Annotated in this window: 9 protein-coding genes; 4 read left to right on the forward strand and 5 right to left on the reverse strand. The window is 52.5% G+C overall.

Annotated features, from left to right (window positions below):
- Positions 1-11: 11 nt before the first annotated feature.
- The 4 genes from ASG35_RS32780 to ASG35_RS19250 all read right to left on the reverse strand — a co-directional run bounded on the left by ASG35_RS32780 (position 12) and on the right by ASG35_RS19250 (position 6770).
- Positions 12-284 (reverse strand): DUF1488 family protein, encoded by a 273-nt coding sequence (locus ASG35_RS32780; RefSeq protein ID WP_056361138.1) that lies wholly within the window; start codon positions 282-284, stop codon positions 12-14.
- A 137-nt stretch (positions 285-421) separates the two neighbouring features.
- Positions 422-697, reverse strand: a complete 276-nt coding sequence (locus ASG35_RS19235) for an HU family DNA-binding protein (RefSeq protein WP_056361140.1) — start codon at positions 695-697, stop codon at positions 422-424.
- A 3930-nt stretch (positions 698-4627) separates the two neighbouring features.
- The gene (locus tag ASG35_RS19245) at positions 4628-5590 is read right to left on the reverse strand and encodes a ParB/RepB/Spo0J family partition protein (protein WP_056361146.1); all 963 of its coding nucleotides are present in this window, start codon (positions 5588-5590) and stop codon (positions 4628-4630) included.
- Between the two features lie 10 nt (positions 5591-5600).
- Positions 5601-6770, reverse strand: a complete 1170-nt coding sequence (locus tag ASG35_RS19250) for an AAA family ATPase (RefSeq protein ID WP_056361148.1) — start codon at positions 6768-6770, stop codon at positions 5601-5603.
- Between the two features lie 86 nt (positions 6771-6856).
- Between ASG35_RS19250 and trfA the strand changes: the two genes are divergently transcribed.
- From trfA to ASG35_RS19270, 4 genes are all read left to right on the forward strand, one after another.
- Positions 6857-7831 carry a plasmid replication initiator TrfA gene (gene trfA / locus ASG35_RS19255; RefSeq protein WP_056361151.1) on the forward strand — a complete coding sequence of 325 codons (975 nt, stop codon included), beginning with the start codon at positions 6857-6859 and terminating at the stop codon, positions 7829-7831.
- Between the two features lie 1365 nt (positions 7832-9196).
- Positions 9197-10348, forward strand: coding sequence for a PDDEXK nuclease domain-containing protein (locus ASG35_RS19260; protein WP_056361154.1), 1152 nt, complete (start codon positions 9197-9199; stop codon positions 10346-10348).
- A 664-nt stretch (positions 10349-11012) separates the two neighbouring features.
- Entirely contained in the window at positions 11013-12803 is a 1791-nt protein-coding gene (locus ASG35_RS19265) for a phage integrase family protein (protein ID WP_327019653.1), read from the forward strand.
- A gap of 99 nt (positions 12804-12902) precedes the next feature.
- Positions 12903-13193, forward strand: coding sequence for an HU family DNA-binding protein (locus ASG35_RS19270; protein ID WP_162244423.1), 291 nt, complete (start codon positions 12903-12905; stop codon positions 13191-13193).
- Positions 13194-14035: 842 nt separating this feature from the next.
- On the opposite strand, the gene ASG35_RS19275 is transcribed toward ASG35_RS19270, so the two are convergent.
- Positions 14036-18226, reverse strand: a complete 4191-nt coding sequence (locus ASG35_RS19275; protein ID WP_235527618.1) for a CheR family methyltransferase — start codon at positions 18224-18226, stop codon at positions 14036-14038.
- Positions 18227-18267: the final 41 nt, after the last annotated feature.

An 18267-nucleotide genomic window follows, 5' to 3' on the forward strand; every position in this document is an offset into this window, starting at 1 on the left:
ATGTAAGCGCCCTACGACGCAAACTCCTCTGCATCAAGGCGGACTTCGGTCGCGCCGCTGCGTAAAGCCACGCGCTGCGTGACGGCCGTTATACGCTGGCGGCCGTCAGCAAATATACGCAGCACGCGGCCTTCGCTTGCATCAGGACCCAACCAGAAGTACTGCTCTAGCGCCGTCCTCGTAATTAGGGCCTTCACCTCGCGACCAGCGGTCACTACCGTGAACATAACGGCTTGGCCATTTTCCACGAGGGATGGTTCATGTGCGTGTTGCGCGCCGTCCATTTCTTCGTCACTTGTCAGATCTAACCCGAATCAACCGAATTATAGGTGCAAATGTATCAAGCTCCGAGTAGCACTCTAGACTGCGAAATGAGCACACACGGAGTGACCAGCAATGATGAACAGTCGAATACGGAGCGTTACTGATTGACGCTGTCCTTGAACGCTTTTCCTGCAGTGAACTTTACCGTCGTAGCGGCCGCAATCTGGAGCGCTTCGCCGGTTTTCGGATTGCGCCCCGCACGAGCGGCACGTGCTCCCGTACCGAACGAACCAAAGCCAACTAATTGAACCGTATCGCCGGACACCACCGCTTGCGTGATCGCTGCCAGCACCTCATCGATGATTTCGCTGGTCAGGCCCTTGCTCGCGCCGGTTTGTGCTGCGACTGCATCAACAAGTTCTTGCTTGTTCATCAGAGGTCCTCTCAACAGTTAAGTTACGTTGATCAAACTTTACCATCATGTATTCGGTGGGCACCACAAGCAGCCTTAAACTCGTCCTTTTTCCTGCGCAGCATTGTCGCCTCGAGTCCTCGCCACCCGTGACATTACAAATTTCATTAGGAATACTATCAATAGCGCTGCAGTCATCAGATAAGGGACCGAGCACTACTTTTAGTCCCCGCTGACACGGCTTAGAAGCTGGCGGAATCTGCTCAATCAGGACAATATTAGAACCCTTAACTTCTCAACGTAATCATTGCGATTGCCGGAATGTGGACAACGACGCTGCAGCGTTCCAACAGATGTAGCAAGCAATGATTCAAAAGTGAAGTCGATGAATTTTTGCCCTCCGTTCCCAGCGACTACAGGATCTATTGGAAGAGAGTGTAAGACCGTAGACTGCAACGGGTCGGGTCAATTATCTGCTTGCCTGGTCGATGGTCGCTTGTTTCAGCGTTCCAATAACGACATTGGTCAGGACTACCGAGGCATGCTGTGGCGCGCGTTTAATTTTGTGGAGGCGTTGAACTCGCATACTCGCCCCTTCGCTCAAATTTTCTGCGACCCGTTGCACATGGAGCATTTTCAGCCAACGACTTTTAGCACGAACGACACCTACACGTCGCTTCAACTCCTTGGTCGGACCGCTACCGGTCGATCGGCTAATCTATTATTTTTTTCTTCATCTGGTCTCATTTTCGCAATGGCCCAGATATATTTGATCACGGTCGTGTTCGGATCTACTGCTTGATGCACAACTGTGATCGATCGAGCTCGGTGCATCCAACCACGGTGCCATCAATCATTCAACCCACACTTAAGCCAAAACGGAACCTGTCGCCCTCCACTGCTTTCATACACGCAAACCGACGATTTACCTCGCGTTTAGAAAGCACTCGCGCTTGTATTCCAGCAAATAGTCAACATACGGTACAACAACGGCAGCGGCCGTTATTCAGCGTCCGGGAAATCGAGGATTGCCATACGCAAGATCTGTTTACGGGTTTGATTCTTAAAACCTCACTGACCCGCATTACTCAAACGCACAACCACGCAAACGGACACGCGTGGCTTTTGACCGAAAGTACAACACCTTCCTGGTTAAGCGACAGCTGCGTTGTTAGATGCTAGTGCGTTCTGACGATCGCATTGCCGGGGCGCGAATTGGTCAATACAGATTAGTGCAGTCGAATACCAAATCCTGGAATCGCCTCGCGGAACGCTTTTTACTGGTGTAATTCAATCGTTCGACCGTCACTGTTTGCTTTTGCACCATTACCCAGTCAGCCAGCCTCGAAACACGGCGGTACGATTCATCAAGACGTTGATGCCACACGTGCTCGATCTGCGATTTTCGTCGTCGAAACAGGGGTTCACAGATGTACGACTCAGTCTCTGTTCGGAAATCGGCGGTACACGCTTTAAAGCCTTCCTCTGTTTCGGCAACTGAGCGGCAGCGGTTAGATTAGTTGAATGGCATCTAGTATGCGGGAAGAGTAGGAACAACAAACCCTACTGTTCCAAGAGCGTGGGTAAATGCTCCGCCATGCTTTGAGCTCGCGACGACGTGGACACATTCTCCCTTGCTGGATCCCACTGGCTCCCGATAGCCAAGATAGGCGACCAATCTTATTGCTCGCTGAGATTAGGCTGATGAATTGAGACAATCGATCAGGCGAAGTCATCAGAGTAATGATATCGATTTGTACACATTGCCTAAAAAATGTATCTTTTGATACGAATTGGGCTTCTTGGCACGGTTAGTAAAATTAACATCTTTATATTTGCTTTTAAAACCGCTTTGCTGGAATCTCGATTTATATTTGCGTGAAACAAACTCAAAATTTTCCGATAACTAATTGATTATTATAGATTTAATTATATTTTTGTCCTCTCGTGTATGTTCCACGGATTTGCCAAGGCTTTCTCTGACCCAGCGCGGCGCCATGTTCAGTCGCTGAGCAGCGTGTTCTTCTCTACCGCATTCCTTAGGTTTTCCAAAATGCGCATTGGTACTTTTGCGGATCTCTAGAGGATGCGATCAAAAAATACCAGCGTGCCAAGGCATTCTTTACTTAGAATGCGGCGCAGGCTACGCAGGCGTCGTGTTTCATCTATATGCGTCATCGAAGCGGTGTGTTTGAGGTAACTTTACCTCGATACTCACGTCGTTTCTGGGACTGATTTGTTTGTCGGTGGTAGCTGAGCTCAGTCACCGGGAGTCTGCGATAACACCGGCTTTTTCGCAGCAAGTTGCGTTATCGTTCTTATCGGCTATTCATTGACGCGCTGAGTCATACCTTCGACTTTTCCTACGTATTAGCTTAGTTATGAGAAGCAGAGCTAGCAACATCCTCGTGACACCAAACCTATAGTCCAATTTGGCACCAATACTTCGTCAAGGTGGTATCGATTGCGGGTCGAAGGACCGGGCAGGCGCGCGTTGGTCGTTGTTGACAGACACTACCTGCGCAGGTTGGCGCCGAGCTGCCCACTCCAGCTTTTACACGAACGTAATCTTTCTGGAATGTACTTGGCAATTACACGATTGAGTGCACATTACAGGTAGTGCCCTTCTCCGAAATGCGTGCTTCTGGTGTGGCTAAACGATCCATTGGTTTGCCTCAGGAGGCGCCAAATTTCTCTGTAACAACTTTTCGCATGCACCGATTCCCCGCATTTAATCTCGGGCTCTTGAGTGCAATGTAATTTGCTCTTCGCCGTCTAATTGCCACCACACAACCGGGCTGCATTACTTCGATCAGTCTTGATATTTTTGTCAGAATCGGTGGGAGACGGATACAAACATCCTGCACAACCGGATTGCCGCATGAGGAAGTGCGCGAGCACGTCTGACTTAAACGCTGTACCTGACCGCCCTCATGGCGTGTCGTCGCCCTTGAGCGATGATAACAAGTCCTGCAATTGTCGTTGCCGCGAGTTACAGAAGTCAGAGTTGGAAAAGCTATACAGAAGGGATCTAGCCGCTCATCGCTGATAAGCGCTGAACAAGATTGGCGGCCACGAACGGTCTGCCCTACGCCGCTGCAGTGGAGCATGCCCCTCCTTTCGATGTCAACTGCATGCCGGCCACGCCTAACGCGAGGCGGCAACTGTTTTGATTTTTGCATCCGTCGGCCTGAACGATGTGCTGTTTTGATACTGATTTACCGCCTTGCCCCAAATTAACGGGACTGGACCGGCCCATTGCCCCTGGTGGGACATTGCCGATTGACACTGTTCAGAAAAATCACGGCGCCAGGAGCACCTTTTGGCGTTCTAAAGGGATCGAGCGGAGTCTGTCTATTGGTTTGCTGTCTGTTTAACGCGGCCGGCTCGGATTAAAAGAGTCGATGGATGGCTTGCGGCAGATGATCTGATTTTCCTGCGCAAGCGCGCAGGCTGCCTTACGAGTCACGCGTCCTACCTGTCGTGCTTCTGCCGAGCACAATAACGGCACTGGTCGCTCATATAGCTGCGACAGACCATTCTACGCGATTCAAGAATTCAGCATCGCGGTCCGGCTTGTACAGGCAACCTCTATTACCGCCTGGGTGGCTGCACTGGGGTGCCGTCGATGCCAAGAGTTGCGCGACAGCTATCTAATTATTGATTGCCCGTGTGCCCCGTCGAAATTCGACTGCGGGAATCTGAGCACGAAATACTAAGCAATCGTAGGGGGTCTGAATAAAAACAGGTTCGCCGGCCTGCAATTGGTTACTCATCGGCAACCGTTGTACCAGCAAACCGGAACCGATCAACTGTGATGCTCATCAAGTGATTGTGCTTTGGCGGGGCGCGTATTCATATTTCTAAGGATTGTTCTAGCTGCAAACCGCGAATCATACATTGGTTTTTGCACCCTAATTGTGAGTTGCCTGATCAAGTCCCAGAAAGAGTTCACCCGGGTGAACCTGCATTCGAAAGCGACCCTATAAATTGTCGAAGAGCTTTTATCTCGGCATCAGACAACGACGTCTTCGCTATCTCGATAGTTATACGTTGAGTGGATTCCGTCCACACGGCCGCTGGAAAGTTCACCCGGGTGAACTCTTCAGCCTGGCGGTTTATCAGCGATTCGAATACCGCCCGAGCCGACATCTTCTTTCCTTTGAGGCTCTTAGCAGCCTCAAGCACGGCCGCCGCGTCAGCTTCAATTACTCTTCGCAATTGCTCCGCCCATTTCGGCTGAATGTCGTTAGGCGATTCAAAAGAATCCACCACGGCTTTAGGCAATTCCGCCAACGCGCTATATCGACTAACAAGGCTTTTGGTCTTGCCCAAAACGGCAGCGATTTCAGACCAGTTTTTGTACAGCTTCAGATCGATCCCGCGCTTGTAGTGCAACGCTAATTCATAAGCCGAGAGATCCTTGCGCAGCTCATTTTCGCGGCTCATTTCTTCGAACAACGCCTTGTCCGTCATTCCGTCTTGAATAAGCGCAAGCACCTCGATCCCAAGCTCAAGGCAAGCACGATGACGCCGATGACCAAACACTATCTCAAATAATCCATCGGCTGCAGGCCGGACCTTTATTGGCTGAACGTTCGTTCCTGCGCTCGCAATCTCTTGCTTGAAAGCAACGAAGGAAGCGTCATCAAACGAACGTTCCGTGCGATTCGCAAACCTAGAAGGTCTAATTAATTCAGGCCGGATTTTTCGCGTAGGAAGAGAACCTTCGTACAGTGCCAATTTTTGTTGTGTATCCGCAAGGTTCTTTTCAACCTTCCCAAGCTCGCCAGTAAAGTCGGTGACTGCATTCATCGCAACGCGAGGTGCCCTTCGTCCAATGCGCGGCAACATATCCGGATCCAACGCGGCCGCGGCCAACTGCATCGCCTCTTCCTTTTTGCTTGTCATCATTTCGTGTCCTTTATCCTAACGCCCAAACGCGACGGATCTGAGCTTCAACCTGGTCAATTGCGGCGTCATACGCGACGCGCGCCGTCTGGTAAGTTTTTGCGCTTCCCGTGTATTTTGTTATGTCGTAAACAGTCGAAAATTTCGTTCCTGAGGAACTAGAAACAACAGTTTTAGGGATCTCGCCCGTCATTAATTTGTCGCCGTAAGCGACCTTGATCCACTCACGCACCACGCTTTCATTGACGTTGCCTTGGCCTTCAGTCATGCACAACAAAACGTTTATAAACTTCCAAATTTTTTCTCCACCCGCTTGCTCCGCGATCGAAGTTGCCAGCCCCGAGAATAGCGTCCAAAATTGACTCGAACTCGCGAAATCCATTCCCCGTGGTGGAATAGGCATAATTAATCCGTCAGCCGCGAAAAATGCGTTTAGCGACAGATACGACAAAGTAGGGGAGGTGTCGATCAGAACAACATCGTATTCAGCCCGGAGGTCTTCAAGTCCCTTGTTTAGCACGTCGTAAAAGCGGAATCCAGATTCTCGTTTTGATTGCCGACTCGGGATGTGAAATTCCGCGGCAAAGGCTACAGGACTGCAGCCGACCACATCCAATCCGTCCCAGTAGGTCGGCTTGATTGCGTACCGAAGTGAAGTCTCGTCGCCAGCACAAAGAGGCAACACGGTATCCTCCTCCTGCACCTGCGTATCTGGAAGATAGCCGCACAAACTAGTCAAAGACCCCTGCGGGTCTAAGTCAATACACAGCACCTGGTATCCCAATAACGACAAACCTTGGGCCATACACATCGTCGTGGTAGTTTTGCTAACACCACCCTTACTGTTGCCCGTAGTCACAACAACGGCACGGTCATCTGGCTTACGGCGATACGATCTGCCATACGCCCGCGCCCATAGACGGGCTTCCGCAAGCGTAAAATCACGTTTAGCCTTATTGATTTCTTTTCCTGCTGGAAGATCTCCTTTCGCGATGCGTCGCATCAACGCGCTTCGATCGATCCTGCATAGTGCAGAAAGTTGCGTTACAGAAAAAGTCGGCGCTTTCTTTAAGTAGTCAGGTGAAAATATACTGTTTCTGACCCGTTCAACGACATCTGCAACCCGATTTGCCTGGTCCTCAATGTCGCTAATTGTGTAGCCGATGCGTAGAGGATCTATCATTAGTTAACCCGATCAAAAATTGTTGTTGTCGCTTTAAAAAGTAATCGCCACTAGAATACTCGATCACGAGCACCTATCAAAGCCAAATGAGCCTAAAAAAGACTTCCAGCCTCATCTCAGCCGAGTTTTTCGGGGATGCTCAGGCGATCGAAACAAACTTGCCGAAGGAAACGGCATTGGATATCGTTGCGCGGCTGGAAAAGTCGATGGTTCAACGCAGAGCGATGCCGACCGAAACGCCGCGGGTCCATACGCGCGTACAAATTCCGTTGTGGTCCGAAGAGCATCGTCCAGTGCTTCATGACCTTGTACGGTCCGCGCTTTTTACATGCGGACAAAAAGATGCACGCATGGACCTGAAGGCCAAGCCCATTTATGCCTTAGAGCACATTCGCATTACCTATACTGGCGAAGAACTTCGGCAGCGAGACTATGACGTCTACCTGCAGATCCTTCACTTGTCGCGTGGCATAACGGTTGATAGCCGGCAGGAATGGGTTGAATTCGATGCTCGGGCGCTCATAAAACTGCTCAGATGGACGCAAAACTCCCGAAGTCTTCTCGAACTGCGGGAAACCATCCGGCGTCTAACAGCGTGCGCCCTTGAAGTTACGCGTGCCCGCACAAAAACCAGTGTCCCCGTGGTGTACGGTGGCCCACTCTTGCTTAAGTACGCTGGAGCTCAGGAAGGCAGCTTCGACGAGGTAACATTTTGGAAGGTTCAAATCAATACCGAGGTTGCTGCCCAACTTAAACCCGGTGACTACACTCGAATTGATTGGAAGATACGTTCTCAGTTGTCGCCACTCGAGAAATGGCTCCATGCCTTTTACTCAACAAATCAGAATCCTTATCCCATGAAAGTCGAAACGATCCACAAGCTCTGCGGATCGCGAATGGCCGAGATCAAATTCTTTCGACGCGCCATTAAAACAGCGCTTACGCACCTAACTGACGTCGGCTTCCTCAAATCTTGGCAAATAGACGACACCGACAAAGTGAAGGTTACTCGTAGTCAATTAGTCACCGCGGAAGGCATGAGCGCTGTCGACCCCGGCTAAGTGAACAATTTCCCCCCGCGCTGTTCAAGTCAACTTCAAGTCGAATGGTCACTACAGATGTAATGGCAGGTGAGCATTTGACTCGGTGATCCCCTGAAAGTAGCGGACAAGCTGTATATTTCTAGTCAAATACTCACCAAAACCCACACCTTGACGTTCAAATGGAAAAATTTCGTGCAGATCCACGTGGCACGTCGCAAATGGCGGGCGCTAACAGCAGCTACGAATCGAAACTTATGTTATCCACAAGCTAATTAGTCGGATGGTCACCTGATTAAGTCAGATGAACACCTAAGCCAGTCAAATGGACACCCGGGCCAGTCAAATAGACACCCACGCGAGTCAAATACACACTGAATAATATTCTAACCAATTGATTATTAAGTATAAAACAAGCAGTTTCTACGCAGCTAGAAGGTTTTAAGAAGGTTCTAGAAACTCTTAAGTTCGCTACGCGATTTTTTAAAGATATACGAACATGCTCCAACCCATGGTGCATGGCTGCACTATTGCTGTGTCCTGCAGTAGCCTGCTGCACAGTCTCGCTACCGTACTCATTTTGCGCAGGTTATCTTGCTATTTGCCGTCGCACTTGATCGACGCTGCCGGACGGTACCAACACTCTGTACAACAGCCGCTTAGTGTGATTGCTGTACATGAAAGGAAAGCCGCAGCTTATGCAGATCTTGCGACCACTTGGCGGCGCGTTCGTTGCTGGCTGCCGGTAGCCACAACCCGATGAACACCGACGATAATCTGAATAAGCGTTCACTTCGTGCGATCGTTTCAAGACGGATCGCCGCAGGACTGCAACGTGACGACTTGACGATTGCGCGTCGAGAAGGGCTCAATGGGCCTAGGAATACCCATAGGCCTCAAGCCGGTAGGCAAGGGCAAAGACAGACTTCGAATGGCCCCGCTATAAGGGTATTGCGGAGTCACATCACACGGGTGCTCACCGGCATAGTCAGTGTCGAAACGCAAGGGTAGATAATCTGCAACTAACGGTCTGACGCACCTTTCGCTGACTAACAGCGTTTCAGAACGACTAACGGGGCGGCCTGCTAAATTAAACAGCAACATCTGCCCCATTGCTGATCCCGTTAACGCACGGCTCTAATTTGTCGAGATCCAAGGGCAGACGATGTCGAGCAAAAATAACGCCATCGAAGTCGATCGAAAAGATTTCTCGGGGGCCGCGTACGATTCAAATGAGGCCAACATGTACGTGAGATGGGTCGATGAATAAGCAAATAGCGCCGTCAAATCCAAGCAATGGTTACAGCCTCGGAACCGTTATGCTTAAGTTCAGGGGATTTCTAAGCCGGCTGCCGGACATTCTTTTACAACAGTATATGACCATCAATGACTGAGATCGTTTTAAGCGGCGCTGACTACAAAGGCATTCACAGCGATATCATCGCGATTCTGGAGAGTAGCCGCCGAGCCGCAGCACGCAGCGTGAACGCGGTGATAACCGCAACTTATTGGGAAGTTGGCCGACGCGTTGTCGAATTTGAACAAGGTGGAGAGAACAGGGCAGCGTATGGCCAAGCGCTACTTGTTCGACTATCTGGCGATCTAACCAAGCGGTTCGGCCGCGGTTTCGGGGTAGACAACCTAGAACTGATGCGCCTGTTTTATTTGACCTATCCACCATTGGCAATTTCCGAATCTCTGATTCGGAAATCCAAAGATAAGGGTGTAGGCACAAATTCCGAGTTGATGATTCGGGAATTCGACCTTGAGCAATTGGCAACGGTCTTCCCTCTCTCGTGGACGCACTACGTGCACCTGATGCGACGCACTCGTTCGACTGACGAGCGCACGTTCTACGAAACCGAAGCGCTTCGAGGCGGGTGGAGCGTGCGTCAGCTCGACCGGCAAATCGCCTCCCAGTTTCACACCCGCGCCATGCTGTCGAAAAACAAGCGAACAATGTTAGAAAAAGGGAGCAAGGCACAACCGAGCGACTTCGTCACACCCGAAGAGGCGATTAAGGACCCCTATGTTCTGGAGTTCCTGGACCTAAAGGACGAATACTCGGAATCCCAATTGGAAGACGCGCTCGTCCATCGCCTCGAAGATTTCTTGCTCGAGTTGGGCGGCGACTTTACGTTCGTCGGACGTCAGCGTCGCTTGCGAATTGGCGAAAGTTGGTTTCGGGTCGATCTACTGTTCTTTCATAGACGCCTGAGATGCCTGGTCATCATCGATCTGAAACTAACAGAACTGAACCACGCCGACGTAGGGCAAATGCACATGTACTGCAACTACGCCCGTGAGCACTGGACTTTACCTGGGGAAAATCCGCCGGTCGGATTGATCTTGTGCGCTCGCACCAATGCTGCAGTCGCACGGTACGCGCTAGAAGGGCTTCCAAATAAGGTTCTCGCCGCGGAATATCACACAGTGTTACCGGATGAAAAGCTCCTTGCAGAGGAACTTGCGAAGGCGCGCCTCGAATGGGAAGCGCGACGTGTGAACGAACTTGCGAACCTAAGAGCTGGAAATTAACCTTTTCATCATGATTTCTTGGTCCTGTCATACGGCAGTGACTACAAAAAGACTTGGGTCACGCCGAGTAAACTCGCACGAGGTGCGATAGATGCTCGCCATAGATCGCGCGCGTCTTATTCAAGGACCCACGTCATCAAAACTGCAGGCTGTAGGTCTACTGCAGCGCTGGCAGAACGTGTGTCAGATTCGAACATAAACACGGTTGGCATTGGTGACGTAGGGTGCAAAGTAACTAGCTTTAATAGTTATTGAGTGCTGAAGCGAATCTGCCTGTACAGGCCAACACATACAATCCTAGACGCGCGAAGTCACATCTCTTGATGCCGGGCCTCACGACAAAAAATATGGACTGCTAATTGATATTAGCAGACAAGCGTTTAATGCGTAAAATTAAGGTAAATTCACTTCGCGCCTCTCTCAGAGCTAATGATCTGCTTTAATTTGCGGGTTTTCCCGAATTCGTCGGCTGATGAGCAGACGGGGAGGGCGCGTGGCTAATCAGGCACAACAACTCCCGCTGCCGACGCCGCGGACCTATACGCGCACCGATTTCGCCGCACTGCGCGCGTTTGTACAGCACATTGCGCCCTCGGTCATCGCGCACCGGTACTACGATCCGGATGATCGAGCGGTCTCGCCGCAAGCGGCGAGCGCCGATGCAATGGAGCGTTTTCTGCGCGCCATGCTTGACGACCTCGTGCACCTTGCACTGCGCAACGGCTCAGCTGCGCTCGCCGCGCACCTGAAAGCATCGATCAAGCAGCACGGCAGCGCGAAGCTCACTGCAGTTACGTTACGCATGGTCGAGCAGGCCTCGGTACTCGCGGCCGCGGCTCCCGCGGCGGATCATCACGTTGGCCTCTGGCTGCGACCGCTGGTGACCAAACGACTGACGGCCGAGCGGATTACGACACTCGGCGAACTCGTTGCGTATTGCAATTCGCACGGCGGCAGTTGGTGGCGCTCGGTGCCGCGCATCGGCGCGCACCGAGCGAGCGTCCTGGTTGCCTGGCTGCGTCGTCACGAGCCGGCGCTCGGAATGCGAGTTGATGACGATGTAGATGCGGGTCCGCTTATGCCGGCGATAGGTCTCGGCAACGTCGTTGTGATCGGGGGATCGATCGACGCGCCACTTCTGGCACCGTTCGAACGCCTTGCCATTCCGACCGTCTTTTCGGGTGCACACGGGACCAATCGCGCGCGTGAGTTCGCGTTCATCCGGGCGGACCACGACCTCGCCGCAGTCCATGCTTATTTGAATCGTTACCGCGATCGGCCGCCAACTTTGCGCGCGTACACGCGTGAACTGGAACGCCTGGTCCTGTGGCTCGTGATTGTGCGCGGCGTCGCGCTCTCGTCGATGACGGTCGAAGACTGTGAGGCGTACAAAGATTTTTTAAAGGCGCCGAGCGCGACCTTTGTTGGGCCAAAACGGCCGCGGTCGAGCGGGCGATGGCGACCGTTCGCATCGAGCAGCTTGTCGCCCGACAGTCAGGCGTACGCGGTGCGTGCGATCCGATCAGCGTTCGCGTGGCTGACGTCGGTCCGCTACCTGGGCGGCAACCCGTGGAGCGCAGTGACGGATCCGGCGACCCTCACGCGTGAGGTCGAAGTGCAGGTCGAGCGAGCGCTGCCCACCGATCTCTGGACGCGGTTGCGCGCAGAGTTGGATGCTCGATGCAACGACGAGGAGCTGGGGGGTCTTACACCAACCAAGGAAGGAGCGCGCCAGTGGCGCATCGCGCGCGCGGCAATTTTATTAATGGGAAACTCGGGCGTGCGCCGTGACGAAGCAGCCAATGCCCGGCGTGAAAATCTGAGTGTTGCTATGGTTACGGCGACTGGCTCGTCGATCGACTCGTCAGCCAACTCAGCGAACGAGCAGCGCTCGGTGTGGGCTCTGACCGTCGCAGGCAAACGCCGCAAGCAACGCACGGTACCCGTGAGCGTGACAACCGTCGCAGCGCTACGCGCGCACTGGGCAGACCGGGGACTGGACTTTAACGAAGCGTGGGCCGAGGGTCCCTTGATCGCTCCGGTGGTGATCAATGGGACTGATGCGTCGATAGCGAAGCATGGCGACGCATCGCATGGCAAGCGCGCGGTTGATCACGAAATTCATGTCCCCTACGCGGCAGACGCACTGGCGAGACTCGTGCGCGAAGCGATCCGACGCATCGCGGAAGCGTTGTTGCGAGAAGGTGCACTGTCACACGGTGCGCACGTCAAACTCATGGCCACCTCGGCTCACGCGTTTCGGCATACCTTTGGTACCCAGACGGTTGCTCGAGGTATGCCAATCGATGTAGCGCAACGGATTTTGGGACACGCGTCACTGCAGACAACGTCGATCTATGTGCGGGCCGAGCGCCAGCGGATGCTTGATGAAGCGGCGAAATATTATTCGGAAGACGAGGGCGAGTACGCTTTGGCGAATTTTGCGACGAAGTAAATACGCCGCGGCTTCCAAGAGCGGTGCCGCTGCGAACAACGCGGTTGTTTGGGTAATGTATCCTGGTGCTCGGCACGCATTGCGGCTCCCACTCAATCAATGGAGAAGACGGACATGAACAAGCAGGAACTGATCGACGCAGTAGCAAATCAAGCGGGCATCGCGAAGTCAGCAGTAGAAGAAACGATCAACGCATTCTTAGAGACCGTGACCAAAGCGGTGATCAAGGGTGATGCGGTCCAGCTAATCGGTTTCGGGTCGTTCGGCACGGGCTCACGCGCTGCGCGAGCCGGACGCAACCCAAAGACCGGCGAGCCTCTGCAAATCGCTGCGTCGAAGACCGTCAAGTTTACCGCCGGCAAAGCGTTCAAGGACGCGGTGAACAAGTAGGGCAATGAGCAGGTGTTCTCCCTGCGCCGATGCGGACCACCCCATTAATTGAAGCCTTGGGTCTTCTCTCACTCGTGTTCGGTGAAATATAAAGAGACCAGGCATACGGCCTGATCTCCTGAGTCGCAGTTGCTTAGTGACAGGAATTCCCAGTACTTGCTTGCTATTGCCATTTCGGACACTGCAACCAGCAGGACCATCAACCAGACTAACCTCATATTGTTCACCATTGGAACGAGTGGCTAGGTTAGCAACATAGCTGGCAAAAGGATTCGTTTTTTTAGCGAAGTCCTTGTGACTTGGTGGTGGCAGTACCCTTGTCTGAACGCGACTCTTCACCATTGGTGAGCGCACCGAGATCGATCTTTCTTGCCAACAGTTCGAGCGCTCGTGCTTGATGCAGACCGTCTCGACCCAAACAAATGCCCTCTCGACCAGTTACGCAATTGTAGTCACCCTAGAAGGGAGCGTGCTGTCATCATTTTCTTGGATCTTTTACGCCGTTTCCGCAGTCAGCTACCCCTGCCCATATCAGCTTGATGTTTGTCTTCGTCCACCAACTTGGTCTCGTCGTAGGGGTAGGTCGATACATCGATACATAAGTCGGTAGGCATGGGTCCAGAATTAGAGCGGCAAGGGCTGCATGGCGTCCTACGCGGTCCTTTAGGTCCTTTTCAATGCGTCATTGATAGTCGTGGCTTTCGGCACAGAACATTGTGTGCTTGCAGTAATGAATCGGATATCCAGGATTCGTCCCTCTAGTTTTGAAAGCAAGAAAGGGGCTTTTAATCTTTTTATAGCCGTTTAGCAAATGCAATTCATAACGGTTCAGGTGCGCTCGCTTAACGACGCGCTTTATTCGACAAGAGCAATCCTATCGCCTTGATGAGAGCGGGAAGCGGGACAGGTTTGCCAATATGCGCATTGAATCCGGCCTGCAACGCTTTCGCCGCATCTTGCTCGCGTCCGAATCCAGTTAGCGCAATAGCGGGGACCGCGGCATTGCGTTCCGATTTACGAAGCGCGGCGATGAATTCGTAACCGTCCATCGTTGGCATGCCAATGTCTGACAATAAAAGGTCGAAATCCTGCACTGCAGCCTCGGCAAGCCCCTCTATTGCAGATGACGGTGCGCAGATGTGTGCGCCCTCGAGCTCGAGAAGTGCACGAAATGCTTCCAGAGCTTCAGTCGAGTCGTCAACTAGGAGTATGCGCAAACCCTGCAAGATGCGCGTATCCAATACCGTCGTCACGAAAGCAGAGATAGAACCTTTTGAATTTGTTGGAAGCACAAGCCGGAAAGAGGCACCTTTGCCAACGCCTGCCGAAGTCCCGTCGACTTGGCCGCCATGCATTTCAGCCAACTGCTTAACCAGGGAAAGGCCGATTCCCAGCCCGCCATTGTTTCGTCGGCCTCCGCCATCCGCCTGGCTGAACATGTCGAAAATATAAGGTAGAAAATCCGCTGAGATGCCTTGGCCGGTATCAGACACTTCGATGCACACTGCCTCAGGCAACAGACTCAATTCGACGTTGATCTGACCGCCGCGTGAGGTGAACTTAAGAGCATTTCTTAACAGATTCCATAGCATCTGTTCGAAGCGCACGCCGTCAGCGTGTATGATCACTGGGTTAGCTATACCCACTACGTTCAATTTAATATCGCTTTCCAACGCATCACGCAAACTCGCCTCGATCACTGATTGTACGCAGGCAGAAACGTCTACCGGTCCCAACTGCAGGGCAAGCTTGCCCGTCCGTACTCGCGAAAGATCCAGTAAATCATCAATGATCTTTGCCTGACCAACAACTGAGCGTTGGATTGCATCGGCAGCGTCTTGCACAACCGCGATTGAACGGACCTCAGGTGAGCGTGCAAGCAATTCCGCCTTCACGTGGATCAGATTTAATGGGTTCTTAAGTTCGTGCGAAAGGACTGCAAAAAACTCATCTTTGATGCGTAACGATGCCTCCGCTTGTGCACGCACTTCCCGTTCCGATGTTAGAAGCCGGAGCTGTTTGCTATCGGCAATTTTTCGTTCGGTGAGGTCACGTAAAATTTTCGCATACCCTTCAAAGTTATTCGCCTTGAGCAAGGTACTGACACCCGCACAGTAAATCTTCGTGCCGTCACGACGGACATGCCAGCGCTCGTCTTCTGCCCGCCCATGAAGCGCCGCATGGCGGCGTTCGGACGACGGCACACCGTCAGTGACATCGCCAGGCAGAAAAATCAGATCAATGGGTCTTCCCACGACTTCAGCCTCTTCGTACCCGAACACGCGAGCGGCGCCTTTGTTCCAGCTGACGATCATCCCATCGAGCGACTGGACTATGATCGCGTAATCGTCGGTCGTCATGGCTGCGAGCTTTAAACGGTCTTCGGCCGAGCGGACATCTTGCTCCGCTGCTCTGCGCGCTGTTATATCAATCAGTGTAAGTACGGCCCCGTCGATGTGATCATCTGAAGTCCGGTACGGAAGAAGACGCGCAAGATACCAGCCTCCTGCTTTCGTACTGACTTCCCGCTCTATTACCATGAGGGTTTCGAAAGCAGCAGCGGCGTCAGTTGCAAGCTCCGGATAGTTGAGGCGATGAGTGAGATCGAGCAAGGGACGGCCAATGTCGGAATCGATTAGATTGAAGAGGCCAACAGCGGGCGCCGTGAATCGTTTAATACGCATTGACCGATCCACGAAGATCGTCGCAACACCGCTCGAAGCAATCAAATTACCAAGGTCATCGACGGCCTTAGCAGTTTCTACGACCTTGGCTTGTAGTTCGCCGTTCACGGTCAACAATTCTTCGTTTACCGATTGAAGCTCTTCTTTGCTAGTTTCCAGCTCCTCGGTCGCTGACCATAACTCTTCATTGATGGCCTGCAGTTCTTCGTTGGATGCCTTTAGCTCTTCAGTTGATACATTGGCATGTTCAAGCGTTGATTGTAATTGATCCCTAGCCTGTTGAAGTTCGCTTTCCAGATTGCTTACTGTTGCGTTCTCGGTCGCTGATAACACCGAGAGCTCCTCAAACTTTGGTTCAGTCTGCTCATCGAATGAAACAAGGATAACGTCAAGGGCCGACTTTGTGTCGCGATATGGGCGTGCCGACATAGTGACGAAAGTCCATTCTTCACGATATGAAAAGCGCACCTGCGGCGTGGTGACTGTCTTGCCTTCCTGCTGCGCCTGAAAAAGCGCCGTTCGCAGCTCCAGGCGCAACTGAGGGTTTATCAGTATCAACGCGTTTTGCGTCGGCTCTCCTGCCACGTGCGACAAAAATCGTCCTACGGCCTCAGATGTATGCAAAATTTTTGCATCGCGATCGACGAGCAAGCTTGGGGCTGCGTGTTCGCCGATCACGCGCAAATGGATCGCGGAGAATGGGTCGGATGACGCGGAAGGAACATTTGGCAACGTAGCGTTGTTCTCAAAGGCGAATGGACCAAACGATCTAAGTCGTGGTGTCGGCCGCTGTCTAATGGCAAGCGCCTTCGCCTTAAAAATTCGGTGCTTCTTGTCGATGGGCGTGAACAGATCGTTGGCGATCTCAGCGGATTCGGAACTTCCGAGAAACAAATATCCGTTTGGTCTTAGCGCAAAGTGGAAAGTTTCGAGAACTTCCCGTTGTACCGATCGGTCGAGATAGATGAGAAGGTTGCGGCAGGAGACCAAGTCAATCTGAGAAAACGGGGGGTCGCGCAATACATTGTGCTTAGCGAACAAGATCTTTTCACGAAGCTCAGTGTTTGCAACGTAACGCGACTCACGGTGATTAAAGAACTTGTCCACGCGCGCCTGAGTAACATCCGTCAGGATCGAATCAGCATAGTTACCGGCGCGCGCAAACTGGATGGCGTTATCGTCAATGTCTGTAGCGAACATCTGGATCAACGGTCCATTGGAAGCCGCCGCCACGAGCTCGCCGAGCACCATTCCCAACGAATACACTTCCTCACCGGTCGAGCACCCCGCTACCCAAACCCGCAGACGATCATCAGCCGATTTTTCGGCAAGGATCTTGGGGAAGAGATTGTGCTCAAGCGCGTCGAAAGCAGCGCGATCTCGAAAAAAGTTGGTCACGCCGATAAGCATGTCCTTTAACAGCGCCGCCGTTTCGCCAGGATTTTGGTCAATGTAAGTTTTATATGCGGGCAGGTCAGTTAAGGAATTGACATGCAACCGCCGCTCAATCCGACGCAGAACCGTTGCACGTTTATAGTGATGAAAGTCGTGGCCCGTGCTGGTCCGAAGCTGCTCCAGCACTTGACGCAACGTGTGTTCATCTTCTGTCTTCGAGTAATTAGGCGCGAACCGCTGATCTGGGCCTTCATTCTCGATCGGCGGCAACTTCATCGCATGCGAATTTTCCTTAAGCTCGACAAGCTTTGCCGGAATACGGGCGACAGGAAGAATAATATCGACGGAACCCGTAGCAATAGCGCTTAGCGGCATTTCGCTGTATTCCGCGTCCTCCGGTGCTTGTACAATAGTAATGCCGGCCTGCTCCTTGATGCGTGCGATGCCAAGAGCGCCATCGCTCCCGGTTCCCGACAGAATGATGCTAATCGCTCGTGACCCGTGGGACTCGGCAAGGCTACGGAAGAGAAGGTCAATCGCGACTGGACGCCCACGCGGACGATCATCTGCAGAAGCAACGAGAAATTCTCCGTCAATGGTCAAGTCACTTGCCGGCGAGATCAAATACACGTGATTTGCCTGCACTCGCGTGCGAGCAACAACCTGCAGCACCGGCATAGCAGTCACACGCTGGAGAACCTCATCCGCTTTGCTGTCGTGTGTCGGCGAAAGATGGATAACTAATACGAAAGCGATGCCTGCATCCGCCGGCATGTGCTCAAAAAAACTCAGCAACGCTCCAAAACCTCCGGCTGACGCACCTATACCTACTACGGGAAAATCGGGGTCTGGCTTCGCCAAAATTACAGAGCCTGGCTCGGGGGGATCAAGTGTCAGCGAAGACTGGGAGGTCATCAAAATTTTCCCGCGGAACAAATGACGAATTTGCTTCATACGAACATTCACGGCACGTAGAGCAAAAACAGGTATCGCGA

It is taken from the genome of Burkholderia sp. Leaf177 (genome assembly GCF_001424345.1).
Classification (GTDB): Bacteria; Pseudomonadota; Gammaproteobacteria; order Burkholderiales; family Burkholderiaceae; genus Caballeronia.

Excerpts from the sequence above, each read along its gene's own strand:
- ASG35_RS19260 (WP_056361154.1), top strand. The coding sequence starts at position 9,197 with ATGACTGAGATCGTTTTAAGCGGCGCTGACTACAAAGGCATTCACAGC.
- ASG35_RS32780 (WP_056361138.1), bottom strand. The coding sequence starts at position 284 with ATGGACGGCGCGCAACACGCACATGAACCATCCCTCGTGGAAAATGGC.
- ASG35_RS19270 (WP_162244423.1), top strand. The coding sequence starts at position 12,903 with ATGGAGAAGACGGACATGAACAAGCAGGAACTGATCGACGCAGTAGCA.
- ASG35_RS19250 (WP_056361148.1), bottom strand. The coding sequence starts at position 6,770 with ATGATAGATCCTCTACGCATCGGCTACACAATTAGCGACATTGAGGAC.
- ASG35_RS19275 (WP_235527618.1), bottom strand. The coding sequence starts at position 18,226 with ATGAAGCAAATTCGTCATTTGTTCCGCGGGAAAATTTTGATGACCTCC.
- ASG35_RS19235 (WP_056361140.1), bottom strand. The coding sequence starts at position 697 with ATGAACAAGCAAGAACTTGTTGATGCAGTCGCAGCACAAACCGGCGCG.
- ASG35_RS19245 (WP_056361146.1), bottom strand. The coding sequence starts at position 5,590 with ATGATGACAAGCAAAAAGGAAGAGGCGATGCAGTTGGCCGCGGCCGCG.
- ASG35_RS19265 (WP_327019653.1), top strand. The coding sequence starts at position 11,013 with ATGGAGCGTTTTCTGCGCGCCATGCTTGACGACCTCGTGCACCTTGCA.
- trfA (WP_056361151.1), top strand. The coding sequence starts at position 6,857 with ATGAGCCTAAAAAAGACTTCCAGCCTCATCTCAGCCGAGTTTTTCGGG.